Genomic DNA, 25,197 nt, shown 5'->3' on the forward strand with positions numbered 1-25,197 from the left:
GGGCATTCCCGCTGTGCCCGAGTACACGGACGTGGTCCTCGGGCAGGCGCAGGGAGATACACACCGTACGAGATGCCACCGCAGGATGCGGACGAAGCGGGGCCCTCAGTCGCGTGTGTAGGCGTGCTCCAGCAGCACCTTCGCGGCGGAAGCGGAGGAGGGGTCGGCGACACAGGTGGCATCGACGATGTAGGCGGTCACCCGGGTGTCGTCGGAGGTGTCGGGAAGTACCACCAGGAGAGCCTCTCGCCCTTCATAGGTGCCTTCCTCCGTGGCGAGGGCGGCGTCGTCGCGGCCGATCCCCTCACGGACGCATTCCGGGACCGTGGCCTTGAGGACCCTGGGGCTGGCAGCGGTACCGGATGCCGATTCCAGCCCGAAGGGCTGCGCGCTGCGGGAGGAGTTGCTCTTCACCCGGCTCTGTGCGAGGAGATCGGAGACCTGCTTCTCCAGCTCTCCCACGGAGAAGGTATCCGTGGCAGCCGTCTGACGACCGTCCCCCGTGCCCTCATTCTGGGACGAGAGGAGTACGGTGCCGAACCCCAGAGCCGCGACGGTGAACACCGTCCCCAGCACTGCGGCCCTGCGGCGTCCACGCTGCACGCGGCCCTTGCGCCCCGGGCCGGCCGTAGAGGGCCGAGGGCGCCCAGCGGGGCGACCCGTGGAGGCTGGTGCTTCACGCGATACCGATGTTTCACGTGAAACATGCGCGCGATCATCGTCGGACAGGGCAGGGGGAGCATCGGCGGGTTCCGGGTCGACCGGTTCTGCGGGGCCCCCGGGCTCCGGCGCTGTGGCATGAAGCAGAGCTTCCGCGGCGAGCGCGGCGTCGATACGGCTCGCCACCTCGGTCGGCATGCGGGGTGGCCCCGGCATGGTGCCGAGCAGTCCCCGGATCTCCTCCAGTGAGACACGGACGTCCGCGCAGAGCTCGCACTCGTCCAGGTGCCGGCGCACAGCGGTGTCCCGGGCGGGCGGCAGAAGCCCTTCGGTGAGGTCGGAGATCTCCTCGACGCCCGGGTGCTCTGTCATGTCTGTCGTCGAGGTCACGCTCGCCCACCTCCGCCCTTCACTGCAGCTGGGTCACTCGGTCCTGTATCCGGCGGATCCACTCGACGCGGTCCTGCTGCGGGTGGGACGGATGTCCTCTGCGTCCGGTTCCGTTCCTCGCCCCGTTTCCTGCCGTCACCGCTGCCGTCCGGTCGTAGGTGATGCAGAAGGGGCAGGAGTCTGGCTCTGCCCCGGGCGCAGCGGCTCTTCACCGTGCCGGTGGGCACGCCGAGGATGCGGGCGGCCTCGGCCACCGGATAGCCCTGCATGTCCACGAGGACGAGTGCCGCCCGCTGATCGGGCGGTAACGTCCCCATCGCTTCGATGAGCTGGCGGTGCAGATCGTTCCGTTCTGCAGGAGCCGAAGCGGACTCGTGGGGCTCCAGCAGCTGCTCCAGGCGCTCCGTGTCCTCGACAGGAGAGGTCTTCCGGGATGCCGCCTTGCGCGCACGGTCCAGACAGGCGTTCACCGTGATCCGGTGCAGCCATGTTGTGACGGCCGACTGGCCTCGGAAGGTGTGAGCGGCTCGGTAGGCGGAGAGAAGAGCGTCCTGAACCGCGTCAGCGGCCTCCTCGCGGTCCCCCAGCGTCCGCAGGGCGACCGCCCACAGCCGCTCCCGGTGACGGCGCACCAGCTCACCGAAGGCTTCGGGATCGCCCTCCACATGACGGGTGAGGAGATCCTGATCGCTTGCGTCGCGGTGCGTGGTGTCATCCGGCATCGGGGCCCCTCCCCTCACTCGGCGAGACGTCAGCCGGTGAACTTCAGGTCGGTGACGGCCTGCTTGTAGCCGGCGCTGCTGTAGCCGTCGGCGGGGGCGTTCGGTACGGCCGTGATCCACAGCAGCACGTACCGTGTCTTCACCGCCTCCGACGCCTTCACGTTCAGCGTCCCGGCACTGGTCGTGCCGGTTCCGATCTCCTTCATGCCGTCGACCCCGGTCGACGGCGTCAGCGAGTCCGTGGCGTAGAGATGCACCGTTGTGTGGTCACCGGTGTAGCGGAGCCCTATCGATGCCGTCGAGATTTCCTTGGCCGAGCCGAGATCGTAGACGATGCCCACGCCGGGCTTGTACGGAGCGAGCTCCGGGCCTCCGTTGTACTTCTTGGTCCGCCAGTAGGTCTCGCTGTCGTTGTCGTACGTCTTCGCGACGTCACCCGGGGCCTGGGCCCCACCCGACGCGACATATTCCTGGGCGCCCTGGATCGTCAGCGGCGCGGCGGGCTTGGGCTTGGTGCCGCTCTTGTCGCTCCCGTCCGTCGTCTGCGTCTTGTCGGTGTCGTCCGCGTTGCTGCCCTGGCCGATGAGGGCGTCGGCAAGCTGCCAACTGCCCAGACCGAGTGCGGCGATCAGCAGTGCTGAAACAGCCCACTTCAGGACCTTGCCGGTACGGCTCTGCAGCGGAGGCGGTGGGGCAGGGACCGGCTGTGTGACGCGCGCGCCCGGCCGGGGTGCCGGACGCCCGTAGGAGCCCTGCTGGTAGGTCGTGCGCTGGTAGTCCGGTGGAGTGGTGAACGCGGGCTCCGGCGGGCGGATGCGGGGCATCTCGCCGATCGCCTTCACCAGTTCCTCCGGTGTGGTGCAGGGGGACTCATGGCGGGACGCGGTGGCCCCGTCGTTGGCCAGGGCGCGCATGGCGAGCTCGGACAGGCCGCGGTGAACTCCGGCCCGTACCTGGTCGGGCGGGATCAGACCGATGTCCTTCGGCAGCCCGGACAGACCGTAGGCGTCATTCTCGTACGGCCAGCGCTGAGTGAGCGCCGCGTACAGCAGGGCACCGATGGACTCGGTGTCGGCGCGCTGCGGGGTGTCGGAGTCGATGCCACGCAACGCCGCGTTCACCGCGAGGCCCCGGATACGCCATTGGCCGGTCGAGGTGCGCAGTACCGCGTTGGGGTTCAGACGCAGATGGGCGAGTCCCTCGCGGTGGGCCGCGGCCATGGCGGAGGAGATCTGACTGGCCATCTGGTAGGCGTCGTACACCTCCAACGGGCCGGCCGCCAGGAGGGCGGTCAACTCGGTCGCGTCGGGGAGCCATTCATGGACGACGTAGACGACGTCGTCCTCCTCGACTGCGTCCAGGACCTGAACGAAGCGCGGGTCGCCCAGCAGGGCGGAGGAACGGGCCGAGGCCAGGACGGAGCGGGCCCGTGAGTGATCCGCGGGCAGGATGTGCACGCCGACGGCGCGGCGAAGCTTCTCGTCCACGGCACGCCAACTGCTGAATCCGTCCAGACGGGTGACGCATTCCTCGAGGCGGTAGCGTCTGGCCAGCTTGTGACCGCTGTGCAGTTCGGGCGGCGGCGTCTTTCCGGGACCGTCGATCCCGGTGTTCTCCTGTGCCGCGTCGCTGTCCGTTTCCTGCTCCTGGTTCTTGGCCACCCCGTCGGCCGTGGACTGGTCCGCCTGCGCGGTCAGCGACTGGTCGTCGCCGTTGTCTGCCACGTCGACGGCAGCTGTGCTCCGTTCCGCCACCGTCGTTCCCTGCCTCCCCATCCATGTACGCGTCGGGCGACGGCCTGTGCGCGCCGTCCGACGCCGAAACCAATTGTGCCCACAGTCCGCCGCTATGCACGACACACAAGGGCCGGCGATGGTTGTGCGCCTACCCGAGCCTCAGCGTCCCAGGCGTCCGCGGACCATACCGACCAGCGAGTTGACCTCCACAATGCGCATCCGGCGCGCGGCGACGAAAAAGACGCCGAGCAGTACGGCTCCACCGGCCAGCAGTGCGGCGAAGGAACCGCCGACGCCCTGACCGAGGGTGCGCCCGATGCCGTAGCAGACCGCACCGGCGAGGAGCGCGGCCGGAACCGAGGCGATGCACAGCCGGGCGTAAGTCCGCAGGACCCGGGCGCCGTCCAGGTCTCCGCCCAGCTTCGTGCGCAGCCGGCGCCAGGCGATACCGACGCCGGCCGCGTAGGCCACACCGTACGAGGCGGCCATGCCGACCACGGCCCAGCGGGCGGGGAGGACGAAGTAGCAGACCACCGAGGCGACCGCGTTGACCGCGGCCACGATGACCGTGTTGTAGAAGGGAGTGCGGGTGTCCTCGTAGGCGTAGAAGGCACGCAGGACGACGTACTGCACGGAGTAGGGAATCAGGCCGAGGCCGAAGGCCATCAGCATGTAGCCCATGTTGGTCGCTGCGCCGGTGCCCGAGGAGCCGAAGATCAGGGTGCACATCGGGATGCCGAGCGCGATGAAGCCGAAGGAGATCGGCACGATCGCGACGGCCGTGGTGCGCAGGCCCTGGGAGATGTCGTCCCGGACGGCGCCGCCATCGTCCTCTGCCGCCGAACGGGAGATGCGGGGTAGCAGCGCGGCCATCAGAGAGACGGTGATGATGGCCTGGGGCAGGCCCCAGATCAGCTGGGCGTTTGCGTAGGCGGCGAAGCCGGTGCCCTGGACGTCGGAGTTCAGGGTGGCGGCGGTGGACAGCTGGGTCACCACCAGCGCGCCCGCCTGGTTGGCGAGTACGAACAGGATGGTCCACTTGGCGAGCTTCGCCGCCTTGCCCAGCCCGTGACCCCTCCAGTCGAAGCGCAGGCGGAGACGGAATCCCGTCTCGCGCAGGTACGGGATCATGGCCAAGGCCTGGACGATGAGGCCGAGCAGGACACCGATGCCGAGAAGACGCTGGCCTTCCGGCGGGATGCTCGTGACGGTCATCTGTGAGTCGGCGGCGGTGCCGTAGACGTAGATGAACGTACCGAGCGTCACGATGATGACGATGTTGTTGAGGACCGGCGTCCACATCATCGCGCCGAACCGCCCACGCGCGTTGAGGATCTGCCCCATCACCACGTGCACGCCCATGAAGAAGATCGAGGGCAGGAAGTAGCGGGTGAAGGTGACGGCGACCTCGTTGGCCGCGGGGTCGGAGGCGACCGGGTTCGACAGCGCCCGCACGAGGAGCGGCGCGGCGAGCCATGCGGCGGCGGTGAGCGCGGCCAGGGCCACCATCACAAGGGTCAGCAGCCGGTTGGCGTACGCGATGCCGCCGTCGGCGTCGTCCTTCATGGAACGGACGAGCTGCGGCACGAAGACGGAGTTGAGGCCGCCGCCGACGGTGAGGATGTAGATCATGGTCGGCAACTGGTAGGCGACCTGGAACGAGTCGCCGAGGAGGCCCAGACCGAGCGCCGAGACGATCAGCGCGGACCGGATGAAGCCCGTGAGGCGGGACACCATCGTGCCCGCCGCCATCACGGCGCTGGACTTCAGCAGCCCTCCGGCCCGGCCGCCCTTCTTCGCGGGCGCCGCGGTAGCCGGTTCCGGCACGGAAGCCTCGGCGACCGGAGGCGGCGTGGCGCCCGCGTAGTGGCCGGGGGCCGCGGAGGCCGGGTCGGGTGCGGATTCGTAGGGCCGGCCGGGGTGCCCCCCGCCCTGTTGCTGGTCGAGGAAGAGGTGGGCGAAGGCGTCGGACTCATGACGCTGCTCCCCGACCTGGCCGACCAGGTCGTCCACGCCCACGAACTGCGTCGTGCGCGGGTCGTCACCGTACGGGAGGCGCTGGGACGGGCCATCCGGCTCCGGCGCGGGGGTCTGGGCCCACACTCGGGGGTCGGGCGCGTAGGGCGACCGGGGAGGCTGCCCGTACAGCGGTTGCTGAGGGGAGTATGTGTCCGGTGGGGGCGGGGGATGTGCCGCGCGGTCGTACAGGGCCTCGGCGACCGGGTCCTGGGCGGCGATGTCCTGCGCCCGGTAGGGGTCCTGATCGTAGGCGTCCTGGAGGTACATGTCCGCGGGCGGCTGCGGCGCCTGGTCGTGACCGGGCGGCGGGCCCCCCTGGGGGTCCGACTCGGGATGGCCCGAGTCGCCCGCGGCATGGCCGCGGTCACCGTCGTACGGCGCGTTCATGGTTTACCCCACCTCATCGTCCCGGGCCCACCGGCCACGACATACTCAACGGTCCACTCTCTCACCCGTGCCGGACGGGTCTGCGTTTCCCGGTGCGGTGTCCGGTACCGGGTCACTCGGCTGCTCAGGGTCGTCCGTCTCCTCCGAGCCGGCTTCCGGTTCCTTCGTCTCAGGGCCGCTCTCCGGCTTCTTGGTAGGACGTTCCGCAAGGGTGTCCGGGTTCTGCGGGCCGTCGTCGGTGCCCTCGTCCTCCAGGCGGTTCTGCTTCTGGGCTTCCTGGGCCTCGCGGGCCGAGGCACGCTTGCGTTGCGTGTACATCCGGAAGCCGGCGAGGACGAGCAGCAGCACGCCGCCGCCGATGACCAGCATCACCGTGGCGGTGATCTCGGTGACCTTGACGTCGAAGGTGACGGGCTCGCCGTACTTCTGGCCGTCCTGCGTGTACAGCTGGGCGATCACCGTGGCCCGGCCGTTGGCGTTGGCGGACGTGGTGAACTTCACCGACTGGCTGTGCCCGCCGGAGACGGTGATCGGCTGCTCCTCGTAGGCGTCGCCGCCGATCTCGAGGCGGGTCGGGTTGGTCGAGGTGAGCCGCAGCGTCAGGTTCTCGACGCCCTGCACCAGGTTGTTCTGGACAGTTACGGGGATGGTGGCGCTGCGGCCGGAGAGCTTCGTCTCCGACTTGTCGATCAGTTTCACCTGGTCGAGGAGTCCGTCGAGGTACGCCTCGACGCCGCTGCGGTAGGTGGCGGCCTCGGCGATCCGGCCGCGCCAGGAGACGGACATTCCGCGGTTCAGGGCCCGGCCGAACGGGGTCACGACCCGGGACGGGTCCGAGAGGATCACCTTGAACGTGTTGAGTTTGTCCTGGGTCCTCGCGATCTGCTCGAACGCGGACCGTGGCAGCTCCTGCTTGCGCAGTGAGGAGGGGTACGAGGCGGCCGAGGGGACCCTGGTGGTGGCGGCAGGGTCCGGTTCGGCCTTCGCGGCAGCGGTGAGGTTCTCGGACTCAGACCAGTCCTCGTCCTGGAGGGCCTTCAGCGCCTCGGCCATCGTCTGGGCCTGGCTGGCGGTGGGGGTGCGCTGCGGGGCGACGACGACGCTGCGCTGCCGGCCGGTCTGGAGGCCCAGGGCCAGGCTCTGGGCCAGGAACCGCTGCACGGCGAGCGTGGACGTGGAAGCCTTGGTCATGTCGCCCTGGAACACGGTGGACAACTGGGCGTCCGCGACGATCGCCGTGGTGCCGCCGCCGATGGGGCGGGCGGCCGAGGGCGTGTACGACAGGTCGCCGGTCTCCCGGAAGTTGTCGCTGCGGGCGATCACCTTGTCGGCTCCTGCGGAGGTGGCGACCTTGACGATGGAGGGGTCCACCGCCCCGTTGACGGGCCAGGCGAAGTCCGTGGTCGGTTTCACGTGGAGGATCGGCTCCACCGTGTTGACGATGACGTCCGTGGCTTCTTTGAGGTGGCTCAGGGAGCCGGTGACCGAGGTGCCGTTGTGGGCGAGGGAGGCCAGATCCGGATCGCCGAAGGGCAGCGCGACGACCTCCTTGCCCTTCACCGCGCTCTGCACGTTGGCGAGCCACCGCTTGGCGGCGGCCTGGTGGCCGCCGGCCGTGGTGGTGTCACCCGAGCCCTGGACCTCGTAGCTCTCGGTCATCGCGTCGACGGATGCCAGCAGATCCGGATCGATCACCCAGGTGATGTCGAGGTTCTTGCCCAGTGCCACCATCCGGTCCAGGCGGCCGCCAGGGGCGATCTCCTTGGCCAGGTCGTCGTCACGGAGGACCGGGGTCTGCTGCTCGTTGGAGCCCGTCTCTGCCGTCGTGTGGACCGTGGAGATCAGGGGCCACAGGAATGTCGTGCTCGTCTTCGTGTCGACGTCATCGGGCTGCCACGGCAGGAGCGTCCGCCGGACACCGAGGGTCTGTTCCCAGGGCTGCGCGGCGGTCTGCCCGGTGAGGGCCACGGCCAATTGGTAGACGCCGTTCTCCCCCAGGCTCAGTTCGTCCGCCGGTACGGAGATGCTGAAGCGCTGCGAGACACCAGGTGTGAGCTCGGCGTACTTCTGGGCGTACTTGTCATCGACCTCCGGGCCGATGACGCTCTGGATGTTGTCGCCGGCCCGGGCGACGCTTTCGATCCCGGAGCGGGTGTTCAGCAGGGGACCCACACGCAGCCCGATGTGGGCGTCGGTGACCGCTTGCCTGCCCTTGTTGGTCACCGTGCCGGACACCGTGATGGTGTCGTCCTCGCCGGGGGCGCCGGGCGTGAGCGAGTTCACGGAGACGGAGACGGAGCCCGCGCCGGAGGCGGCCTGCGCGGAGCTCCCTGCGGCGGCGGCCGCCGAAGGCACAGCGGGCCACTGGAGCAACCCCGTCAGCAGGGGGACTCCGGCGAACAGGATGCCGGTGCGCCGCAGCCAGTGGCGGGCAGGTGAGGGATGCATCCCCTGGAAGTCTGCCGCCTCGGCCACGTGCTCGCCCGTCCCTCGTGGTCAGTGGTCGTCGTATGTGCGTCCACGCATGGTAACGATGCCCGGTGAGGCTGAGTGCCGCGGACCGGTCCGCAAGATCGGTTCAGCTACCGCACTGTCCTGTATGTGGCTGTATAAGGGGGCGCTTCCCCTGTCCAGGGCGCTGGTCCTGTGAGCGGGCTGTGGGAGGGGACCGGGCAGATCAATGGAGGAGCTTCCGGCCGCCCGAGCCACGTACCCTTTTCTGTTGTGCCGAACGCCAACGAACGAACCAGTGCCCTGAGCCAGGTGCAGGACCGAGCGGTGAACGAACTGCTGCGAGTCGCCCCGGTCGCCGACGACCTTGCCCGCCGCTTCCGGGAGGCCGGGTTCTCACTCGCTCTGGTCGGCGGCTCGGTCCGGGACGCGCTGCTTGGCCGGCTCGGTAATGACCTGGACTTCACCACCGACGCCCGCCCGCAGGACGTTCTGAAGATCGTCCGCCCGTGGGCGGACGCCGTCTGGGAAGTGGGTATCGCCTTCGGCACTGTCGGGGCACAGAAGGAGGCCCGCGTCGGAGATGTTGATCGAAGCTTTCAGATCGAAGTGACGACCTACCGCTCGGAAGCGTACGACCGCACGTCACGCAAGCCTGAGGTGGCGTACGGCGACTCCATCGAGGAGGACCTCGTCCGGCGTGACTTCACTGTGAACGCGATGGCCGTCGCGCTGCCCGAGAAGGAGTTCATCGATCCGCACGGTGGTCTGGGCGATCTGGCGGCAGGTGTGCTGCGTACGCCGGGCACCCCCGAGGCCTCCTTCTCGGACGATCCGTTGCGGATGATGCGGGCCGCGCGCTTCGCCGCTCAGCTCGATTTCGAGGTGGCTCCTGAGGTGGTCGCGGCCTTGCGGGAGATGGCCGGACGTATCGAGATCGTCTCCGCCGAACGGGTACGGGACGAGCTGAACAAACTGGTTCTGTCCGCATGCCCCCGCAAGGGGCTGACCTTGCTCGTCGACACCGGGCTTGCCGACCATGTCCTGCCCGAACTGCCGGCCCTGCGTCTGGAGAGTGATGAACACCACCGGCACAAGGACGTCTACGAACACACGTTGATCGTCCTGGAGCAGGCGATGGCCCTGGAGGACGACGGCCCCGACCTGACTCTCCGCCTGGCGGCTCTGCTGCACGACATCGGTAAGCCGCGTACGCGCCGCTTCGAGAACGACGGCCGGGTCTCGTTCCATCACCACGAGGTGGTGGGGGCGAAGATGACGAAAAAGCGCCTGACGGCTCTCAAATACTCCAACGATTTGGTGAAGGACATCTCGCGCCTGGTCGAGCTTCATCTGAGGTTCCACGGCTACGGCACGGGAGAGTGGACGGACTCCGCCGTCCGCCGTTACGTCCGCGACGCGGGGCCGCTCCTGGGCCGGCTCCATAAGCTGACCCGCTCGGACTGCACGACACGCAACCGTCGCAGGGCGACCGCCCTCTCGCGTGCGTACGACGGTCTGGAGGAGCGGATTGCGAAGCTTCAGGAGCAGGAGGAGCTGGACGCCATCCGTCCGGACCTCGACGGGAACCAGATCATGGAGGCCCTAGGCGTCAGCCCCGGGCCGGCCGTCGGTCAGGCATACAAGCACATGCTGGAACTGCGTCTGGAGAACGGCCCGATGGAATACGACGCGGCGGTGGCGGCCCTCAAGGAGTGGTGGGCCGGACAGCAGGGCTGAGAGCGTGGAGCCGGGTCATGTTTCACGTGAAACATGACCCGGCTCAGGATGCACGGAGGGGCGGTGTTTCACGTGAAACACCGCCCCTCCGTGCGTTTGCCTTACTTCTTGTAGTCCTTCAGGCAGAGCAGGAAGTCCTTGCCGTCGCCACTCTGGGTGTACACGTACTGGAAGTCCCTGGCTTCGGCCTCACACTTGCTGGAAGCCAGAGTGTCGGAGAGGAATGAACCGTCGATCTTGGCCAATACCTCGTACTGAGCGTCCGAGGAGTTGCAGTCGACGACCTCGAGGTCGGGATTGTCGTCACTGGTGCTGCCACGGTGCATGCAGTCACCGACTGCCGCGGTGTTGGCGTCGTCCCGGCTGGAGATGAAGGCGCCGATGGCCGCACCGGCGAGCACCACGACGATGACGATGTTCTTGATCGCCTTGAAGCCGATTTTGCGGCGGGGCTGCTCCGGGGGGACGGGGGCACCCTGCGGGGGGAATCCAGGCTGACCGGCCTGCTGGGGAAAGCCCGGCTGGCCCTGGGCGAAGGGGTTCTGGCCCTGAGGCTGCTGCTGGCCCTGGGCATACGGGTTGCCCTGAGGTGGCGGAGTGGTCACTTGGAGGTCCCCCCTGGAACACGAATGCGTGGCGTGAATTACGCGTTGATCAGATGCACGTAAGGTACCGGGCGCCACTGACAACGTCCTCCCGTGTGAGATCTCTGTGGCATTGATGTGACACTTACTGCCGCTCAAAACGGCTGATAGCCACAGCTACTGCCCCGTAGATAACGGCGATTGTTACCACGAGAGGGACCGATCGGCCGTCCGGTGGCAGCATCAGGGCAGCCACTGCGGCGGCACCGACGAAGGCCACGTTGAACAGAACGTCGTAGAGGGAGAAGATCCGGCCACGGAAGGCGTCGTCAACGGAGGACTGGACGATGGTGTCCGTGGCGATTTTCGCGCCCTGGGTGGTCAGGCCCAGGACGAATGCCCCGATCAGCAGGGGGCCACTGGCGAAGGGCAGGCCGAAAGCAGGCTCCAGGACCGCGGCGGCCGCCGAGCACAGCATGATCCAGTGGCCGGGCCCGAACCGCCCCGCGGCCCAGGGGGTCACGACGGCAGCGACGAAGAAACCGGCACCGGACACGCCCAACGCCAGGCCCAGAAGGGCGAGCCCCTCCTCCGTGGTGTCGGTCAGGGCGTACCGGCACAGCATCAGCAGCATGACGAGCATGGCGCCGTAGCAGAACCTCATCAGGGACATCGCGGCGAGCGCCCAGGCGGCTTCCCTGCGCGAGGGCGCTGCCAGGTGACGCAGGCCTGCCAGCAGATCGTGAGCGGTGCCGGTGAGTGCCGCGGTGACCAGCCCCGGCTGCACCAGTGTCCGGTCGGGTCCCAGCACCTCCTTCGCGATGCGCAGTGATGCCAGAGCCGCGCACAGGTACAGCGCCGCGCCCACGAGCACCACGGCCGCATCGGAGTCGGAGACGACCAGGCATACGAGGAAGGCGAGTCCGCCGCCCGCGGTCGCGGCGAGCGTTCCGGCGGTCGGGGAGAGGGAATTGGCGACGACCAGCCGCTCGGAGTCCACCACGCGCGGCAGTGCGGCGGAAAGGCCGGCGAGGACGAAACGGTTGACGGCGGTCACGCACAAGGCGGAGGCGAAGAGAAGCCAGTCCGGGGCCTGGCCGAGAATCAGGACGGCGGTCACCGACGCCATCAGTGCGCGCAGCAGGTTGCCGTACAGGAAGACCTGGCGGCGACGCCAGCGGTCGAGCAGGGCCCCGGCGAAGGGGCCGACCAGGGAGTAGGGGAGCAGCAGGATCGCCATCGCGGAGGCGATCGCCACGGCCGACGTCTGCTTCTCCGGTGAGAAGACCACGTAGGAGGCGAGTGCGACCTGGAAGACGCCATCGGCACCCTGGGAGAGCAGCCGGACGGTGAGCAGGCGTCTGAAGCCCTGAAAACGCAGCAGGACGCGCAGGTCACGGACGACGGCCATGGGGCACAGCCTCACATACGGGGAGGGTCCCCGGGACATACGCCCCGGGGACCCTCGATCACCCGCACATCAGGTCCTCACCCTCAGGAGGTGGGTCCTAGCTCTCGATCTCACCCGCGATGAACTTCTCGACGTTTACGCGGGCCTCGTCGTCGAAGTACTGCACCGGGGGGGACTTCATGAAGTACGAGGAGGCCGACAGGATGGGACCGCCGATGCCGCGGTCCTTGGCGATCTTCGCGGCACGCAGGGCGTCGATGATGACACCGGCGGAGTTCGGGGAGTCCCAGACCTCGAGCTTGTACTCCAGGCTGAGCGGGACGTCACCGAACGCGCGGCCCTCGAGACGCACGTAGGCCCACTTGCGGTCGTCCAGCCACGGGACGTAGTCGGACGGGCCGATGTGGACGTTCTTCTCGCCGAGGTCCCGGTCGGGGATCTGGGAGGTGACGGCCTGAGTCTTGGAGATCTTCTTGGACTCCAGGCGCTCCCGCTCGAGCATGTTCTTGAAGTCCATGTTGCCGCCGACGTTCAGCTGCATCGTGCGGTCCAGGACGACACCGCGGTCCTCGAACAGCTTCGCCATGACGCGGTGCGTGATGGTGGCGCCGACCTGGGACTTGATGTCGTCACCGACGATCGGCACACCGGCCTCGGTGAACTTGTCCGCCCACTCCTTGGTGCCGGCGATGAACACCGGGAGGGCGTTGACGAAGGCGACCTTGGCGTCGATGGAGCACTGGGCGTAGAACTTCGCCGCGTCCTCGGAACCGACGGGCAGGTAGCAGACCAGGACGTCGACCTGCTTGTCCTTGAGGACCTGGACGATGTCGACCGGCTCCTCGGCGGACTCCTCGATGGTGGCCTGGTAGTACTTGCCGAGACCGTCGAGGGTGTGGCCGCGCTGGACCGTCACACCGGTACTGGGGACGTCGCAGATCTTGATGGTGTTGTTCTCGGAGGCGCCGATGGCGTCAGCGAGGTCGAGGCCGACCTTCTTGGCGTCCACGTCGAAAGCGGCGACGAACTCGACGTCGCTGACGTGGTAATCGCCGAACTGAACGTGCATCAGGCCCGGCACCTTGGACGCCGCGTCGGCGTCCTTGTAGTACTCGACGCCCTGCACCAGCGACGCGGCGCAGTTGCCCACGCCGACGACGGCTACGCGAACCGAACCCATTCCGGTTGCTCCCTGTGTGTACGAGTGAGGCCCTGAGCGGGACTCACGTGGCGGTGTCGTCGGGCGAACCGGCCCGGGGGTTGTCCCCGGGCCGGGGCAGGTCGCCCGACGTTCCAGATGTGGTGTTCTGTCGAGGGGGTGCCCCGGAGGCGGGACCCTTCAGGTCCTGTCCGGCCCGCTCGCTCTCGATGAGCTCGTTCAGCCAGCGCACTTCCCGCTCCACGGACTCCATCCCGTGGCGCTGGAGCTCGAGCGTGTAGTCGTCGAGACGCTCCCTGGTCCGGGCCAGCGAAGCGCGCATTTTCTCCAGGCGCTCCTCCAGCCGGCTGCGGCGGCCTTCCAGTACACGCATGCGGACGTCGCGTGAGGTCTGTCCGAAGAAGGCGAACCGCGCAGCGAAGGTCTCGTCCTCGTACGCGTCGGGGCCCGTCTGGGAGAGCAGCTGTTCGAAGTGCTCCTTGCCGTCGGCCGTCAACCTGTAGACGATCTTGGCGCGGCGGCCTGTGAGCGGAGCGGCGAGGGCGTCCTCGGTGGTGTTCCCCGGTTCCTCGATCAACCAGCCGTTGGCGACCAGCGTCTTGAGGCAGGGGTAGAGCGTTCCGTAGCTGAAGGCACGGAACACACCCAGTGACGTGTTGAGTCGTTTGCGCAGCTCATAGCCGTGCATGGGGGACTCGCGGAGCAGGCCGAGGACGGCGAACTCGAGGATCCCGGAACGCCGGCTCATCGTCGCCTCCTCTCTGCCGCGGTCGTGCCTTGACGGTTTCTCGGGTGGCTCATCGCCATCCTTATGCCGAGCTGATGTATCGACTCGATACATCACGACGATAGAACGGCCTTGCTTCCGGGGCAAGGGGGGGTGTGGTGAACGGGGTCACATCCGTGATTCAAAGCGAGCAAGTTGCCTGATTTGAGCTGAACTTCTGTGCTCGGCGGGTTTTGGCGGTGCGTAGTCTGTGCGCCATGCACAACACCGGGAACCGAGTTGCGCGTGGGGGCGTCCTTGTCCCTGGTGCAGTACGGGATGAATGCGGGACCCACCGCATCCGTACTTCGGGGGGACCGGAAACCAGTTGCCGTTTCCAGGCGCGCGAGAATGCGCCTGCCCGAGGAGTAGTCGTTCGATGAGCGAGCACCGTCGCAAACCGCAGCAGCCGCAGGGAGGCGGACGTGCCGCGGCCCGACGCGGCCAGTCCGGCTCGTCCTCCGGCCGCCGCGCGGCACCGCGAGGCGCCACCGGGTCTCCGTCCGATTCCTATGGGTCGGACTCCCGCGACTCGGGTGGTGAGGACCATGCCTATGGAAGCCGCGCCGAAGCACGACGCGGGGCACAGAGAGGCGGGGGCCGCCGGGCCGGTTCCACCGGGCCCGGCCGGGGGCGGTCGGCGCCTCCTGACAAGAAGCGGATCATCGACTATCCGCGCCACGACAAGTACGGCTGGCGCCGTTGGATGCCGTCCTGGAAGTTCGTCACCGGGCTGTGCATCGCGTTCTTCGGCAGCATGGTGGCCGCCGCGGGAATCGGGTACGCGCTGGTGGGTGTGCCCGTCATTGCCGAGACCGCCACGGCGCAGAACAACGTCTACTACTGGTCCGACGATACGCAGATGGTCGCGACGGGTGGTGAGCGCAACCGCCAGATCGTCAACCTCGAGAAGATTCCCAAGGCGATGCAGAACGCGGTCATCTCCCAGGAGAACAAGACCTTCCGCCAGGACACCGGCATCGACCCCAGGGGCATCGCCCGCGCCGTGCTCAACATGGCCACGGGCGGCGAGACGCAGGGCGGGTCCACGATCACCCAGCAGTACGTCAAGAACGCCATGCTGGACGACCAGTCGCAGACGCTCTCCCGCAAGGTCAAGGAGATGTTCGTCTCGATCAAGGTCGGCACCGACATGGACAAGGACGAGATCCTCGAGGGCTACCTGAACTCCGCGTACTACGGGCGTGGGGCATACGGGATCCAGGCGGCTGCCCAGGCGTACTTCGACAAGCCCGCATTCGAGCTCGACGAGGGCGAGTGCGCCTTCCTGTCGGCGGTCCTCAAGGGCGCCACCTACTACGACCCGGCCGGCGCGATCTCCATCGACCCGGTCGGCGCCACTCCGGAGAAGAACAGGCAACGCGCCCTGCTCCAGATGCAGGACACGCTGGAAAAGATGGTCGAGTACGGGCATCTGGACCCCGCGAAAAGGGCCGAGTACACCAAGCTGCCCAAGGTGCAGAACCCTCGGTCGAACACCGCGCTGAGCGGGCAGATCGGTTACCTCGTGGACCTCGCCAAGGCGTACATCGTCAACAACAGCGAGGAAACCGGTATTACCGCCAGGAAGCTGGAACAGGGCGGCTACTCGATCTACACGACCTTCGACAAGAAGAAGGTCGAGGCGCTCGAGAAGTCGGTCACGAAGGTCTACAAGAAGAACATCAAGCCCGAGGAGCGACCGAAGACGGACGCCCACGTCCAGTTCGGCGGGGCCTCGGTGGATCCTGCGACCGGTGCGATCAAGGCCATCTACGGCGGTGCCGACGCGACCAAGCACTTCACCAACAACGCCGACGCGACCGGTGCCCAGGTCGGCTCGACGTTCAAGCCGTACGTACTGGCGGCCGCCATGAAGTGGGGCGTCCGGGACCCCGACGGGGACCCGGTGCAGGCTCAGGACGAGCGGACGCAGGTCTCCGAGAAGAGCCTGTACAGCGGCAAGAACAAGCTCAAGATCAAGGAATACGACGGTTCGGTCTGGCAGAACGAGAAGGGCGAGCAGTGGCAGCAGGTCAATGACGGCGACGAGTCACTCGGCACTGCGCCCGACTACAAGATCGATCTCCGTGAGGCGATGCAGTACTCGGTGAACTCCGCCTTCGTCCAGCTCGGCGTGGATGTCGGCCTGGACAAGGTGAAGGACTCCGCGGTGGAATCCGGACTTCTGGAGAGCAGCCTCGCCGGAACGAACTACCCGTCGTTCTCCCTCGGTACCTCCAACCCCAGTGCGATCCGCATGGCGGGTTCGTACGCCACCTTCGCGGCCAGTGGCGAGCAGCGTGATCCGTTCTCGGTCAAGAAGGTGACGGACAAGGACGGCACGGTCTTCACCCACAAGACCCAGACCGAGCAGGCGTTCACCGCTCTGGTCGCCGACAACGTCACGGACGTCCTGAAGACCGTCGTCGAGGACGGAACCGGTACCAACGCCCAGCTCGAGGGCCGCGAGGTGGCCGGCAAGACCGGTACCACGGACGGCAACAAGTCCGCCTGGTTCGTCGGCTACACCCCGCAGTTGTCCACGGCGATCAGCATGTTCCGGTACCCCGATGACGAGAGCATCAAGAACCGCCAGTTCCTGGAGATGTACGGCACGGGCGACCAGGACAAGATCCACGGTGCTTCGTTCCCGTCCGAGATCTGGGCCGACTACATGGAGGTCGCGCTGAAGGACCAGAAGGCCCTGCCCTTCCCGACCCCGAAGCCCATCGGCGAGATCGTCAACGACACTCCGTCGCCGACCGCGACTCCCTCTCCCACGGAGACCGAGGAGGAGACTCCGTCGGCGTCTCCGAGCACTTCGGAGCCGGAGCCGGAGCCCAGTCGCCCCACGCCGACTGAGTCCGCCACTTGTAGAGTCTTCGACTTCAACTGTGAGGACGAGGGCGAGGACGACACGGGCGGTACCGGGCCGGGCGGCTCGGACGTCGGTGGCACGGACGGCGGGGTGAGCAGTTCACCGTCGACTTCGGAGTCGGAAGAGGAAGACACCAGCCGGGGCAACAGCAACGGCAACGGAAGCGGTGGTTTCTTCGGAGGCTCGGCCGGGTAGCCGAGCTTTCGCCCGACTTGGGTGTTTCACGTGAAACATGGGCCGTCGTACCCCTCGGGTGCGGCGGCCCTCGGCATGGGCCCCGGTACGTACGGCAGGATGTGCGGCATGCCCAGTGGAGAATCGACGCAAGCGAGCGTCCGTGAGCCGGATCTGGTGGGGCCGACCCGGGAGGACGAGGTCGCCAAGGCCGGCAGCGAGCTGATCGGCGGTCCGCTCGGGCGGCGTGCCCTGCTGGGGACGTCCTGGTGGACTCCGGTCCGGGTGATCGCGCTCGTGGCGATCGGTATGTTCACCCTCGGCCTGGTCCAGAAGGCGCCCTGTTACAACGGCGCGTGGTTCTTCGGCGCTGGCTCCCAGTACACCCACGCGTGCTACTCGGACATCCCGCACCTCTACCAGGGGCGGGGCTTCGCCGATGGCCTCGTACCCTACTTCGACCAGCTCCCCGGCGACATGCAGTACCTCGAATACCCGGTGCTGACCGGTGTGTTCATGGAGGTCGCGTCCTGGCTCACCCCCGGCAGCGGGAGCATCCAGGACCAGGAGCAGTGGTACTGGATGGTCAATGCCGGGATGCTCATGGTGTGCGCGGCCGTCATCGCCGTCTGCGTGACCCGTACGCACGCCCGGCGTCCCTGGGACGGCCTGCTGGTCGCCCTGGCGCCGGCCTTCGCTCTGACCGCGACCATCAACTGGGACCTGCTGGCGGTCGCGCTGACGGCTGCCGCGATGCTCATGTGGTCGCGTAGCCGGCCTCTTGCCTTCGGAATCCTCCTGGGGCTGGCCACAGCCGCCAAGCTGTACCCCGTGCTCCTTCTGGGGCCGCTGCTGGTGCTGTGCTGGCGTGTCGGACGTTGGCGGGAGTTCGGGAAGGCCCTGGGTGGTGCCGTCGTCGCCTGGGCCGTGGTGAACGGGCCGGTGATGCTCTTCGCTTTCGACGGCTGGTCGAAGTTCTACACGTTCAGCCAGGAGCGGGGCGTCGACTTCGGCTCCTTCTGGTTGATCATCGCCCAGAACTCGTCCGACCCGCTCAGTACCGAGACCGTCAACACCCTTGCCACGCTGCTGATGCTGCTGTGCTGCGCGGGCGTCGCCGCGCTGGCCCTTGCGGCTCCCCACCGACCACGCTTCGCGCAGCTCGCCTTCCTGGTCGTCGCCGCGTTCATCCTCACCAACAAGGTCTACTCGCCCCAGTACGTCCTGTGGCTGGTGCCCCTGGCCGTCCTGGCCCGGCCGAAGTGGCGGGACTTCCTGATCTGGCAGGCCTGCGAGGTGGCCTACTTCCTCGGCATCTGGATGTACCTCGCGTACACGACCAGTGGAGACGCCCACAAGGGACTGCCCGCCGACGGCTACCACTGGACCATCGGTCTGCATCTGCTCGGGACGCTCTACCTGTGCGTCATGATCGTGCGCGACATCCTGATGCCGGACCGGGACCCGGTGCGCAGGTCAGGTGACGACGATCCCTCGGGCGGGGTGCTGAACGGAGCGGAGGACGCCTTCGTGCTCGGTCCCGCTGCTCGGCCCGCTCGGGACACCGTGCACTTCGACGGGCCGCAGAGCGATTGGGGCAAGGCCGATGCCACGGGCGGTTCGCTCTGAGCGAACGACCGCGGCCGGGCAGGTGGCCGGTCCGATGGCAGGTCACCCCGGACGCTGGTGAAGGCACGAGGGAAGGGCCGTGCACGGGAGCACCGTGTACGGCCCTTCTCGTTGTTCCGGCGCCTGCTCAGGCGCTGCTTCTGTCTCCTCCGCAGGCTCTGTCTCCCTCGCCTGCTCCGCCTTATCCGCGCCTTGTGCCGCTCAGCGGTCGAGGATCCGGTCGAACTGCGTGGTGGTGTGCCGCAGGTGGGCCACCAGCTCCTCACCGACCTGCGGTTCCGGCGCGTCCGAGGGCACGAACAGGATCGACACCTGCATGTGCGGCGGTTCGGCGAACCAGCGCTGCTTGCCGGCCCAGACGAACGGAGAGAGGTTCCTGTTCACCGTGGCCAGTCCGGCGCGGGCAACGCCCTTGGCGCGCGGCATGACGCCGTGCAGAGCCTTGGGGGCCTCCAGGCCCACCCCGTGCGACGTGCCCCCCGCCACGACCACCAGGAAGCCGTCTGACGCGGCCTTCTGCTGCCGGTAGCCGAACCTCTCGCCCTTGGCTATGCGCGTGACGTCCAGGACGGCACCGCGGTATTCGGTGGCCTCGTGGTCGCCCAGCCACAGCCGCGTGCCGATCCGGGCGCGGAACCGCGTCTGCGGGAACTGCTGCTGCAGCCGGGCGAGTTCCTCGGCCTTGAGGTGGCTGACGAACATGGTGTGCAGGGGGAGGCGGGCTGCTCGCAGTCGGTCCATCCAGCCGATGACCTCCTCGACGGCGTCCGAGCCGTCGGTGCGGTCCAGGGGCAGATGGATGGCGAAACCCTCGAGCCGGACGTTCTCTATGGCGGAGTGCAGCTGAGGCAGATCCTGCTCGCTGACGCCGTGCCGCTTCATCGAGGACATCACCTCGATGACCACCCGGGCACCGACCAGGCCGTACACGCCGTCGATCGACGAAACAGAGCGGATGACCCGGTCGGGCAGCGGGACGGGTTCCTCGCCGCGCCGGTACGGCGTCAGCACGAGCAGATCGCCGCCGAACCAGTCCTTGATCCGGGCAGCCTCGTACGTCGTGCCGACGGCGAGGACGTCCGAGCCCAGCCGGGTGGCCTCCTCGGCCAGCCGCCCGTGTCCGAAGCCGTAGCCGTTGCCCTTGCAGACCGGGACGAGTCCCGGGAACTGCTGCTGCACGTGCTTGTGATGCGCCCGCCAGCGCGCGGTGTCGACGTAAAGCGTGAGCGCCATGGCCGGACCTGGAACCTTTCTCGTGGCTGCGGTATGTCGGAGGGTCGAGAGCTGTGGGGACTGGTGGAGCGAGTTGTGCGCGGAGCCGGGGTCAGCGGCGCGACATGTAGATGTCGAGCGCCTTGTGGAGCAGTTTGTTCAGCGGGAAGTCCCACTCGCCGAGGTACTCGGCGGCCTGGCCGCCCGTGCCCACCTTGAACTGGATCAGTCCGAAGAGATGGTCGGTCTCGTCCAGCGAGTCGGAGATGCCGCGCAGGTCGTAGACGGTGGCGCCGAGCGCGTAGGCGTCGCGCAGCATCCGCCACTGCATCGCGTTCGAAGGCCGGACCTCACGGCCGATGTTGTCGGACGCGCCGTAGGAGTACCAGACGTGACCGCCGACGATCAGCATCGTAGCCGCCGACAGATTGACGCCGTTGTGCCGGGAGAAGTACAGCCGCATGCGGTTGGGGTCCTCGGTGTTGAGGGCGGTCCACATGCGCTGGAAGTACGACAGCGGGCGCGGCCGGAAGCGGTCGCGCACGGCGGTGATCTCGTACAGCCGCTGCCACTCCTCCAGGTCGTTGTAACTGCCCTGGACGACCTCGACACCAGCCTTCTCGGCCTTCTTGATGTTACGGCGCCACAACTGGTTGAAGTTCTTGTGGACCTCTTCCAGGGAGCGGTTCGCCAGCGGCACCTGGTAGACGTAGCGGGGCTGTACGTCGCCGAAACCGGCTCCGCCGTCCTCGCCCTGCTGCCATCCCATACGGCGCAGCTTGTCGGCGACCTCGAAGGCACGGGGCTCGATGAAGTCGGCCTCCAGATCGCGCAGACGCTTCACGTCCGGGTCCTGGATGCCCTTCTTGATGGTCGTCGCCTCCCAGCGCCGGATGACCACCGGCGGGCCCATCTTCACCGAGAACGCGCCCTGCTGCTTCAGGTGGGCGAGCATCGGCTCGATCCACTCCTGAAGATTTGGCGCGAACCAGTTGATGACCGGTCCTTCGGGGAGATAGGCCAGGTAGCGCTTGATCTTGGGGAGCTGCCGGTAGAGGACGAGGCCGGCGCCGACCATCTCGCCGGTGCGGTCGTCGAACCATCCGAGGTTCTCCGCGCGCCATTCCGCCTTGACGTCCGACCAGGCAGGGACCTGCATGTGGCTCGCCGACGGCAGGCTCTGGATATATGCCAGATGCTGCTCTCGGCTGATGGTCCTCAGGGTCAGGCTCATTCGGGGCGCTCCTCGGGCTGGTGTGTCCCCATGGGTTCAGGGGCTCCGGCTCTCGCGCGAAGCCTACTGCGCCGTGGGTGCGCCCTGGTTGGGCGCACGGGACCTGCGCCCCGGCCCGTCACGGGCCGGGGCGCTCCACGGTATGCGGGAGGAGGCGCCCGGTGTCAGTCGATGACCCCGCCGAACAGGCCGCCGTGTGACATGCCGAGGAAGAAACCGATTGCTGCGGCGCCCAGCCCCAGGATCAGGCCGAAGCGCTCCCGCGTCGTCTCCGAGATCCACTGGCCGTACGCGCCGGTGAGGATTCCCGCCAGGCCGGCCCAGGAGCTGAGCAGGTGCAGATGGTGGAACAGCGCGGTGACGAGGGACGTGAGCCCCAGCACCAGGGTTACCGCGAGCAGGGCTCTCTGGACTGGGTGGGGCTTGTCGTCCGTGGCGAAAAGACCTCCGGCGGTGTTGGGTCGCAATGCCTGTGCCATGGGCACCTCCTGCGAAAGGCGGCGCATCGTAGCGCCGTACACACCCGATGTGTACAGACTGCCGGGCTTCCGGGCCGGATTTCAACCGGAAGCCGCTGTGCGGGTACTCTGTACCCTCTGCACCGGTGTCTGTCCGGACGGATCCAGTCACGTTCAGGACAGGACCACGGGTCTGTCCCGGCCGATCTGGAGAAACCGCCACCCGACCTCGATTGTCAGTGGCGGCTGTTCTACTGACAGGCATCGTTGCGCAACGCATCACGACCCTCCTGCCACGGAACGACCGTGGCCGCTGAGTCCAAAGGAGGTGGGTTCCACATGCGTCACTACGAGGTGATGGTCATCCTCGACCCCGATCTCGAGGAGCGTGCAGTCTCCCCGCTGATCGAGAACTTCCTTTCTGTCGTCAGGGATGGCGGCGGAAAGGTCGAGAAGATCGATACCTGGGGGCGTCGTCGTCTCTCGTACGAGATCAAGAAGAAGCCCGAGGGCATCTACTCGGTCATCGATCTGCAGGCCGAGCCTGCGGTCGTCAAGGAGCTCGACCGCCAGATGAACCTGAACGAGTCGGTCCTCCGGACCAAGGTCCTCCGCCCCGAGAACCACTGAGCTCTTCCGCTCAGCTGGTCCCGGGACCCGAGTAGCAGCACAAGCAGCCAGCAGCAAACCCGCCGAGAGGTTCCCCCATGGCAGGCGAGACCGTCATCACGGTCGTCGGCAACCTTGTCGATGACCCCGAGCTGCGCTTCACCCCGTCCGGTGCGGCCGTCGCGAAGTTCCGTGTCGCGTCGACTCCCCGCACCTTCGACCGCCAGACGAACGAGTGGAAGGACGGCGAGAGCCTGTTCCTGACCTGCTCGGTCTGGCGTCAGGCGGCGGAGAACGTCGCCGAGTCGCTCCAGCGAGGCATGCGCGTCGTCGTGCAGGGCCGGCTGAAGCAGCGGTCCTACGAGGACCGTGAGGGCGTCAAGCGCACGGTCTACGAACTGGACGTCGAGGAAGTCGGTGCCAGCCTGCGCAACGCCACGGCCAAGGTCACCAAGACCACCGGCCGCGGTGGCCAGGGTGGTTACAGCGGTGGCGGCAACCAGGGTGGTGGCGGCTGGGGCGGAGGCTCCGGCGGCGGCCAGCAGGGTGGCGGCGCTCCGGCCGACGACCCCTGGGCATCCGGCGCTCCCGCCGGCGGCCAGCAGGGTGGCGGCGGCCAGAGTGGCGGCGGCCAGAGTGGCGGCGGCCAGAGTGGCGGCGGCTGGGGCGGAGGCTCCGGCGGCAGCGGTGGCGGCGGTGGCGGCTACTCGGACGAGCCCCCCTTCTAGGTGGGGCCGCACCACACTTCTTGATCACACAGGAGATACATCATGGCGAAGCCGCCTGTGCGCAAGCCGAAGAAGAAGGTCTGCGCATTCTGCAAGGACAAGGTCACGTACGTGGACTACAAGGACACGAACATGCTGCGGAAGTTCATTTCCGACCGCGGCAAGATCCGTGCCCGTCGCGTGACCGGTAACTGCACCCAGCACCAGCGTGACGTCGCCACGGCTGTCAAGAACAGCCGTGAGATGGCGCTGCTGCCCTACACCTCCACCGCGCGATAAGGGAAGGGTGACCGACTCATGAAGATCATCCTCACCCACGAGGTCTCCGGCCTCGGTGCCGCGGGCGACGTCGTCGACGTCAAGGACGGTTACGCTCGCAACTACCTGGTTCCGCGGAAGCTCGCGATCCGCTGGACCAAGGGTGGCGAGAAGGATGTCGAGCAGATTCGTCGCGCTCGCAAGATCCACGAGATCCAGACCATCGAGCAGGCCAACCAGGTGAAGGCCCAGCTCGAGGGCGTCAAGGTCCGCCTCGCGGTCCGCTCCGGCAACGCCGGTCGTCTCTTCGGTTCCGTCACGCCCGCCGACATCGCTTCCGCGATCAAGGCCTCCGGCGGTCCCCAGGTCGACAAGCGTCGCATCGAGCTCGGCGCGCCGATCAAGACCCTCGGCGCCCATGAGACGTTCGTGCGTCTGCACCCCGAGGTTGCCGCCAAGGTCGACCTTGAGGTTGTCTCGGAATAAGTACTGCTCGTTGCAGCAGACGGCGGGGCCGCACCTGAAAGGTGCGGCCCCGCCGTCGTTTCACGTGAAACGACGGGTTTCGCGCGAAACGTTCAGCGTGCGGAGCCGGTGACGACCCAGCGGCCCGAGCGGGTGCGGAACCACAGGGTCAGCAGCCGAACAGTCATCATGAGAGCCATCGTCCCCCACAGTGCGGTGAGTCCACCTCCGAACATCGGGACCAGCAGGGCGAACGGAGTGAAGACCACCAGAGTGATCAGCATCGCCCATGCCAGGTACGGCCCGTCGCCCGCACCCATGAGTACCCCGTCCAGCACGAAGACGATGCCGGAGATCGGCTGGGACAGCGCGACGATCATCAGGGCCGGCAACGCCATGTCCGTGACTGTGGAATCGCTGGTGAACAGAGGCAGGAGGACCGGCCGGGCGAGCACCACGACCATGCCGAGGACGGCCCCGACCCCGAAGCCCCACTGCACCATGCGACGGCATACCTGGCGGGCCCCCTGAGCGTCTCCGGCTCCCAGATAGCGGCCGATGATGGCCTGCCCGGCGATCGCGATGGCATCCAGCGCGAAGGCGAGCAGGCTCCACAGGGAAAGGATGATCTGGTGAGCTGCGATGTCGGAATCACCGAGTCGGGCGGCGACGGCGGTGGTGATCATCAGGATGGCCCTGAGTGAGAGGGTTCGTACCAACAATGGTGCGCCGGCCTGGGCAGAGGCTCTGATCCCCGCGAGGTCCGGGCGTAGTGAGGCACCGTGCTTGCGCGCGCCCTTCAGCACCACGGTCAGATAGACAACGGCCATGCCCCACTGGGCGATGACCGTGCCCCAGGCGGAGCCCGCGATACCGAAACCGGCGCCGTAGACCAGGGCGACATTGAGAACACCATTGGCGGCGAAGCCGCCGACGGCGACGTAGAGAGGGGTCCTGGTGTCCTGCAGTCCGCGCAGGACACCGGTCGCGGCGAGCACGATCAGCATGGCCGGTATGCCGAGTGAGGAAATACGCAGATAGGTGATCGCGTAGGGGGACGCGGTGTCCGAGGCTCCGAACAGATCCACGAGGGAGGGCGCCGTGGGCAGGAGCAGGGCGACGACACCGGCACCGAGGAACAGGGCGAGCCAGATTCCGTCCATGCCCTGGCGGATGGCTGAGGGAAGGTCGCCGGCGCCGACTCGTCGGGCGACAGCGGCCGTGGTGGCGTAGGCGAGGAAGACGAAGATACTGACGGCGGTCATCAGGAGGGCCGAGGCGACGCCGAGTCCGGCGAGCTGCGCTGTGCCGAGATGGCCGACGATGGCGCTGTCCGCCATGACGAAGAGGGGTTCGGCGACGAGGGCGCCGAATGCCGGTACGGCCAGCATGACGATCTCGCGGTCGTGCTGCCGTCGGACGGCTCGAGGGCGCGCGGAGGCCTGTGTCATGCGCACCAATCTAATCGTCCACAGGTAAGAGATGCAATGCACCATAGACCCTTACGTGATGGCGCAGGGTGTG

Annotated in this window: 20 protein-coding genes; 7 read left to right on the top strand and 13 right to left on the bottom strand. The window is 67.6% G+C overall.

The window, feature by feature from the left end; genetic code table 11:
• Nucleotides 1–105 precede the first annotated feature (105 nt).
• From ACFYQA_RS03435 to ACFYQA_RS03455, 5 genes are all read right to left on the bottom strand, one after another.
• Nucleotides 106–1,050 carry a hypothetical protein gene (locus ACFYQA_RS03435; protein ID WP_388910881.1) on the bottom strand — a complete coding sequence of 315 codons (945 nt, stop codon included), beginning with the start codon at nt 1,048–1,050 and terminating at the stop codon, nt 106–108.
• Nucleotides 1,047–1,772, bottom strand: a complete 726-nt coding sequence (gene sigM / locus ACFYQA_RS03440) for an RNA polymerase sigma factor SigM (protein ID WP_388910884.1) — start codon at nt 1,770–1,772, stop codon at nt 1,047–1,049. Before sigM ends, ACFYQA_RS03435 begins: the two co-directional genes overlap by 4 nt.
• 29 nt (nt 1,773–1,801) lie before the next feature.
• Nucleotides 1,802–3,526 carry a protein kinase family protein gene (locus ACFYQA_RS03445; protein WP_388910887.1) on the bottom strand — a complete coding sequence of 575 codons (1,725 nt, stop codon included), beginning with the start codon at nt 3,524–3,526 and terminating at the stop codon, nt 1,802–1,804.
• A 141-nt stretch (nt 3,527–3,667) separates the two neighbouring features.
• Nucleotides 3,668–5,914 (bottom strand): murein biosynthesis integral membrane protein MurJ, encoded by a 2,247-nt coding sequence (gene murJ, locus ACFYQA_RS03450; protein WP_388910890.1) that lies wholly within the window; start codon nt 5,912–5,914, stop codon nt 3,668–3,670.
• Between the two features lie 45 nt (nt 5,915–5,959).
• Nucleotides 5,960–8,389, bottom strand: a complete 2,430-nt coding sequence (locus tag ACFYQA_RS03455; protein ID WP_388910892.1) for a DUF6049 family protein — start codon at nt 8,387–8,389, stop codon at nt 5,960–5,962.
• Nucleotides 8,390–8,638: 249 nt separating this feature from the next.
• Here ACFYQA_RS03455 and ACFYQA_RS03460 point away from each other — a divergent pair, with 249 nt between their 5' ends.
• Nucleotides 8,639–10,105: a CCA tRNA nucleotidyltransferase gene (locus tag ACFYQA_RS03460; RefSeq protein WP_388910894.1), complete on the top strand. Its 1,467-nt coding sequence runs from the start codon at nt 8,639–8,641 to the stop codon at nt 10,103–10,105.
• A gap of 101 nt (nt 10,106–10,206) precedes the next feature.
• Here the strand turns inward: ACFYQA_RS03460 and ACFYQA_RS03465 are convergent, their stop codons facing one another.
• From ACFYQA_RS03465 to ACFYQA_RS03480, 4 genes are all read right to left on the bottom strand, one after another.
• Nucleotides 10,207–10,710: a hypothetical protein gene (locus ACFYQA_RS03465; RefSeq protein WP_388910897.1), complete on the bottom strand. Its 504-nt coding sequence runs from the start codon at nt 10,708–10,710 to the stop codon at nt 10,207–10,209.
• A gap of 124 nt (nt 10,711–10,834) precedes the next feature.
• Entirely contained in the window at nt 10,835–12,100 is a 1,266-nt protein-coding gene (locus tag ACFYQA_RS03470) for an MFS transporter (RefSeq protein ID WP_388910900.1), read from the bottom strand.
• 97 nt (nt 12,101–12,197) lie between these two features.
• Entirely contained in the window at nt 12,198–13,280 is a 1,083-nt protein-coding gene (locus ACFYQA_RS03475) for an inositol-3-phosphate synthase (protein WP_388910902.1), read from the bottom strand.
• Between the two features lie 43 nt (nt 13,281–13,323).
• The gene (locus ACFYQA_RS03480) at nt 13,324–14,007 is read right to left on the bottom strand and encodes a helix-turn-helix transcriptional regulator (protein WP_386394057.1); all 684 of its coding nucleotides are present in this window, start codon (nt 14,005–14,007) and stop codon (nt 13,324–13,326) included.
• A 397-nt stretch (nt 14,008–14,404) separates the two neighbouring features.
• Here ACFYQA_RS03480 and ACFYQA_RS03485 point away from each other — a divergent pair, with 397 nt between their 5' ends.
• Nucleotides 14,405–17,101 (top strand): transglycosylase domain-containing protein, encoded by a 2,697-nt coding sequence (locus ACFYQA_RS03485; RefSeq protein WP_388910905.1) that lies wholly within the window; start codon nt 14,405–14,407, stop codon nt 17,099–17,101.
• 99 nt (nt 17,102–17,200) lie between these two features.
• Nucleotides 17,201–18,709: a glycosyltransferase family 87 protein gene (locus tag ACFYQA_RS03490; protein WP_388911107.1), complete on the top strand. Its 1,509-nt coding sequence runs from the start codon at nt 17,201–17,203 to the stop codon at nt 18,707–18,709.
• A 201-nt stretch (nt 18,710–18,910) separates the two neighbouring features.
• On the opposite strand, the gene ACFYQA_RS03495 is transcribed toward ACFYQA_RS03490, so the two are convergent.
• The 3 genes from ACFYQA_RS03495 to ACFYQA_RS03505 form a co-directional block, all read right to left on the bottom strand.
• Nucleotides 18,911–19,942 carry an alanine racemase gene (locus ACFYQA_RS03495; protein ID WP_381366010.1) on the bottom strand — a complete coding sequence of 344 codons (1,032 nt, stop codon included), beginning with the start codon at nt 19,940–19,942 and terminating at the stop codon, nt 18,911–18,913.
• A 91-nt stretch (nt 19,943–20,033) separates the two neighbouring features.
• Nucleotides 20,034–21,155 (bottom strand): peptidoglycan bridge formation glycyltransferase FemX, encoded by a 1,122-nt coding sequence (gene femX / locus ACFYQA_RS03500; protein ID WP_388910908.1) that lies wholly within the window; start codon nt 21,153–21,155, stop codon nt 20,034–20,036.
• A 164-nt stretch (nt 21,156–21,319) separates the two neighbouring features.
• On the bottom strand, nt 21,320–21,634 hold the full coding sequence (locus ACFYQA_RS03505; protein WP_386394064.1) for a hypothetical protein: 315 nt from the start codon (nt 21,632–21,634) through the stop codon (nt 21,320–21,322).
• A 318-nt stretch (nt 21,635–21,952) separates the two neighbouring features.
• On the opposite strand from ACFYQA_RS03505, the gene rpsF reads away from it, so the two are divergent.
• The 4 genes from rpsF to rplI all read left to right on the top strand — a co-directional run bounded on the left by rpsF (nt 21,953) and on the right by rplI (nt 23,694).
• Nucleotides 21,953–22,243 (top strand): 30S ribosomal protein S6, encoded by a 291-nt coding sequence (rpsF, locus tag ACFYQA_RS03510; RefSeq protein ID WP_055571119.1) that lies wholly within the window; start codon nt 21,953–21,955, stop codon nt 22,241–22,243.
• 77 nt (nt 22,244–22,320) lie between these two features.
• Nucleotides 22,321–22,950, top strand: coding sequence for a single-stranded DNA-binding protein (locus ACFYQA_RS03515; protein ID WP_388910912.1), 630 nt, complete (start codon nt 22,321–22,323; stop codon nt 22,948–22,950).
• A 42-nt stretch (nt 22,951–22,992) separates the two neighbouring features.
• On the top strand, nt 22,993–23,229 hold the full coding sequence (gene rpsR / locus ACFYQA_RS03520; protein WP_003949403.1) for a 30S ribosomal protein S18: 237 nt from the start codon (nt 22,993–22,995) through the stop codon (nt 23,227–23,229).
• Between the two features lie 18 nt (nt 23,230–23,247).
• The gene (gene rplI / locus ACFYQA_RS03525; protein WP_386394069.1) at nt 23,248–23,694 is read left to right on the top strand and encodes a 50S ribosomal protein L9; all 447 of its coding nucleotides are present in this window, start codon (nt 23,248–23,250) and stop codon (nt 23,692–23,694) included.
• A 92-nt stretch (nt 23,695–23,786) separates the two neighbouring features.
• Here the strand turns inward: rplI and ACFYQA_RS03530 are convergent, their stop codons facing one another.
• Nucleotides 23,787–25,124 (bottom strand): MATE family efflux transporter, encoded by a 1,338-nt coding sequence (locus ACFYQA_RS03530; protein ID WP_388910915.1) that lies wholly within the window; start codon nt 25,122–25,124, stop codon nt 23,787–23,789.
• Nucleotides 25,125–25,197 lie beyond the last annotated feature (73 nt).

Origin of the sequence: Streptomyces sp. NPDC005774, assembly GCF_042871645.1 — a bacterium.
Taxonomy (GTDB): Bacteria; Actinomycetota; Actinomycetes; order Streptomycetales; family Streptomycetaceae; genus Streptomyces; species Streptomyces pratens.

What these genes read in the sequence shown, in the direction of transcription:
- ACFYQA_RS03490 (WP_388911107.1), top strand. Translation starts at nt 17,201, where the DNA reads ATGTGCGGCATGCCCAGTGGAGAATCGACGCAAGCGAGCGTCCGTGAG.
- murJ (WP_388910890.1), bottom strand. Translation starts at nt 5,914, where the DNA reads ATGAACGCGCCGTACGACGGTGACCGCGGCCATGCCGCGGGCGACTCG.
- ACFYQA_RS03495 (WP_381366010.1), bottom strand. Translation starts at nt 19,942, where the DNA reads ATGGCGCTCACGCTTTACGTCGACACCGCGCGCTGGCGGGCGCATCAC.
- rplI (WP_386394069.1), top strand. Translation starts at nt 23,248, where the DNA reads ATGAAGATCATCCTCACCCACGAGGTCTCCGGCCTCGGTGCCGCGGGC.
- rpsR (WP_003949403.1), top strand. Translation starts at nt 22,993, where the DNA reads ATGGCGAAGCCGCCTGTGCGCAAGCCGAAGAAGAAGGTCTGCGCATTC.
- ACFYQA_RS03475 (WP_388910902.1), bottom strand. Translation starts at nt 13,280, where the DNA reads ATGGGTTCGGTTCGCGTAGCCGTCGTCGGCGTGGGCAACTGCGCCGCG.
- ACFYQA_RS03470 (WP_388910900.1), bottom strand. Translation starts at nt 12,100, where the DNA reads ATGGCCGTCGTCCGTGACCTGCGCGTCCTGCTGCGTTTTCAGGGCTTC.
- femX (WP_388910908.1), bottom strand. Translation starts at nt 21,155, where the DNA reads ATGAGCCTGACCCTGAGGACCATCAGCCGAGAGCAGCATCTGGCATAT.
- ACFYQA_RS03530 (WP_388910915.1), bottom strand. Translation starts at nt 25,124, where the DNA reads ATGACACAGGCCTCCGCGCGCCCTCGAGCCGTCCGACGGCAGCACGAC.
- sigM (WP_388910884.1), bottom strand. Translation starts at nt 1,772, where the DNA reads ATGCCGGATGACACCACGCACCGCGACGCAAGCGATCAGGATCTCCTC.
- ACFYQA_RS03485 (WP_388910905.1), top strand. Translation starts at nt 14,405, where the DNA reads ATGAGCGAGCACCGTCGCAAACCGCAGCAGCCGCAGGGAGGCGGACGT.
- rpsF (WP_055571119.1), top strand. Translation starts at nt 21,953, where the DNA reads ATGCGTCACTACGAGGTGATGGTCATCCTCGACCCCGATCTCGAGGAG.
- ACFYQA_RS03515 (WP_388910912.1), top strand. Translation starts at nt 22,321, where the DNA reads ATGGCAGGCGAGACCGTCATCACGGTCGTCGGCAACCTTGTCGATGAC.
- ACFYQA_RS03505 (WP_386394064.1), bottom strand. Translation starts at nt 21,634, where the DNA reads ATGGCACAGGCATTGCGACCCAACACCGCCGGAGGTCTTTTCGCCACG.
- ACFYQA_RS03480 (WP_386394057.1), bottom strand. Translation starts at nt 14,007, where the DNA reads ATGAGCCGGCGTTCCGGGATCCTCGAGTTCGCCGTCCTCGGCCTGCTC.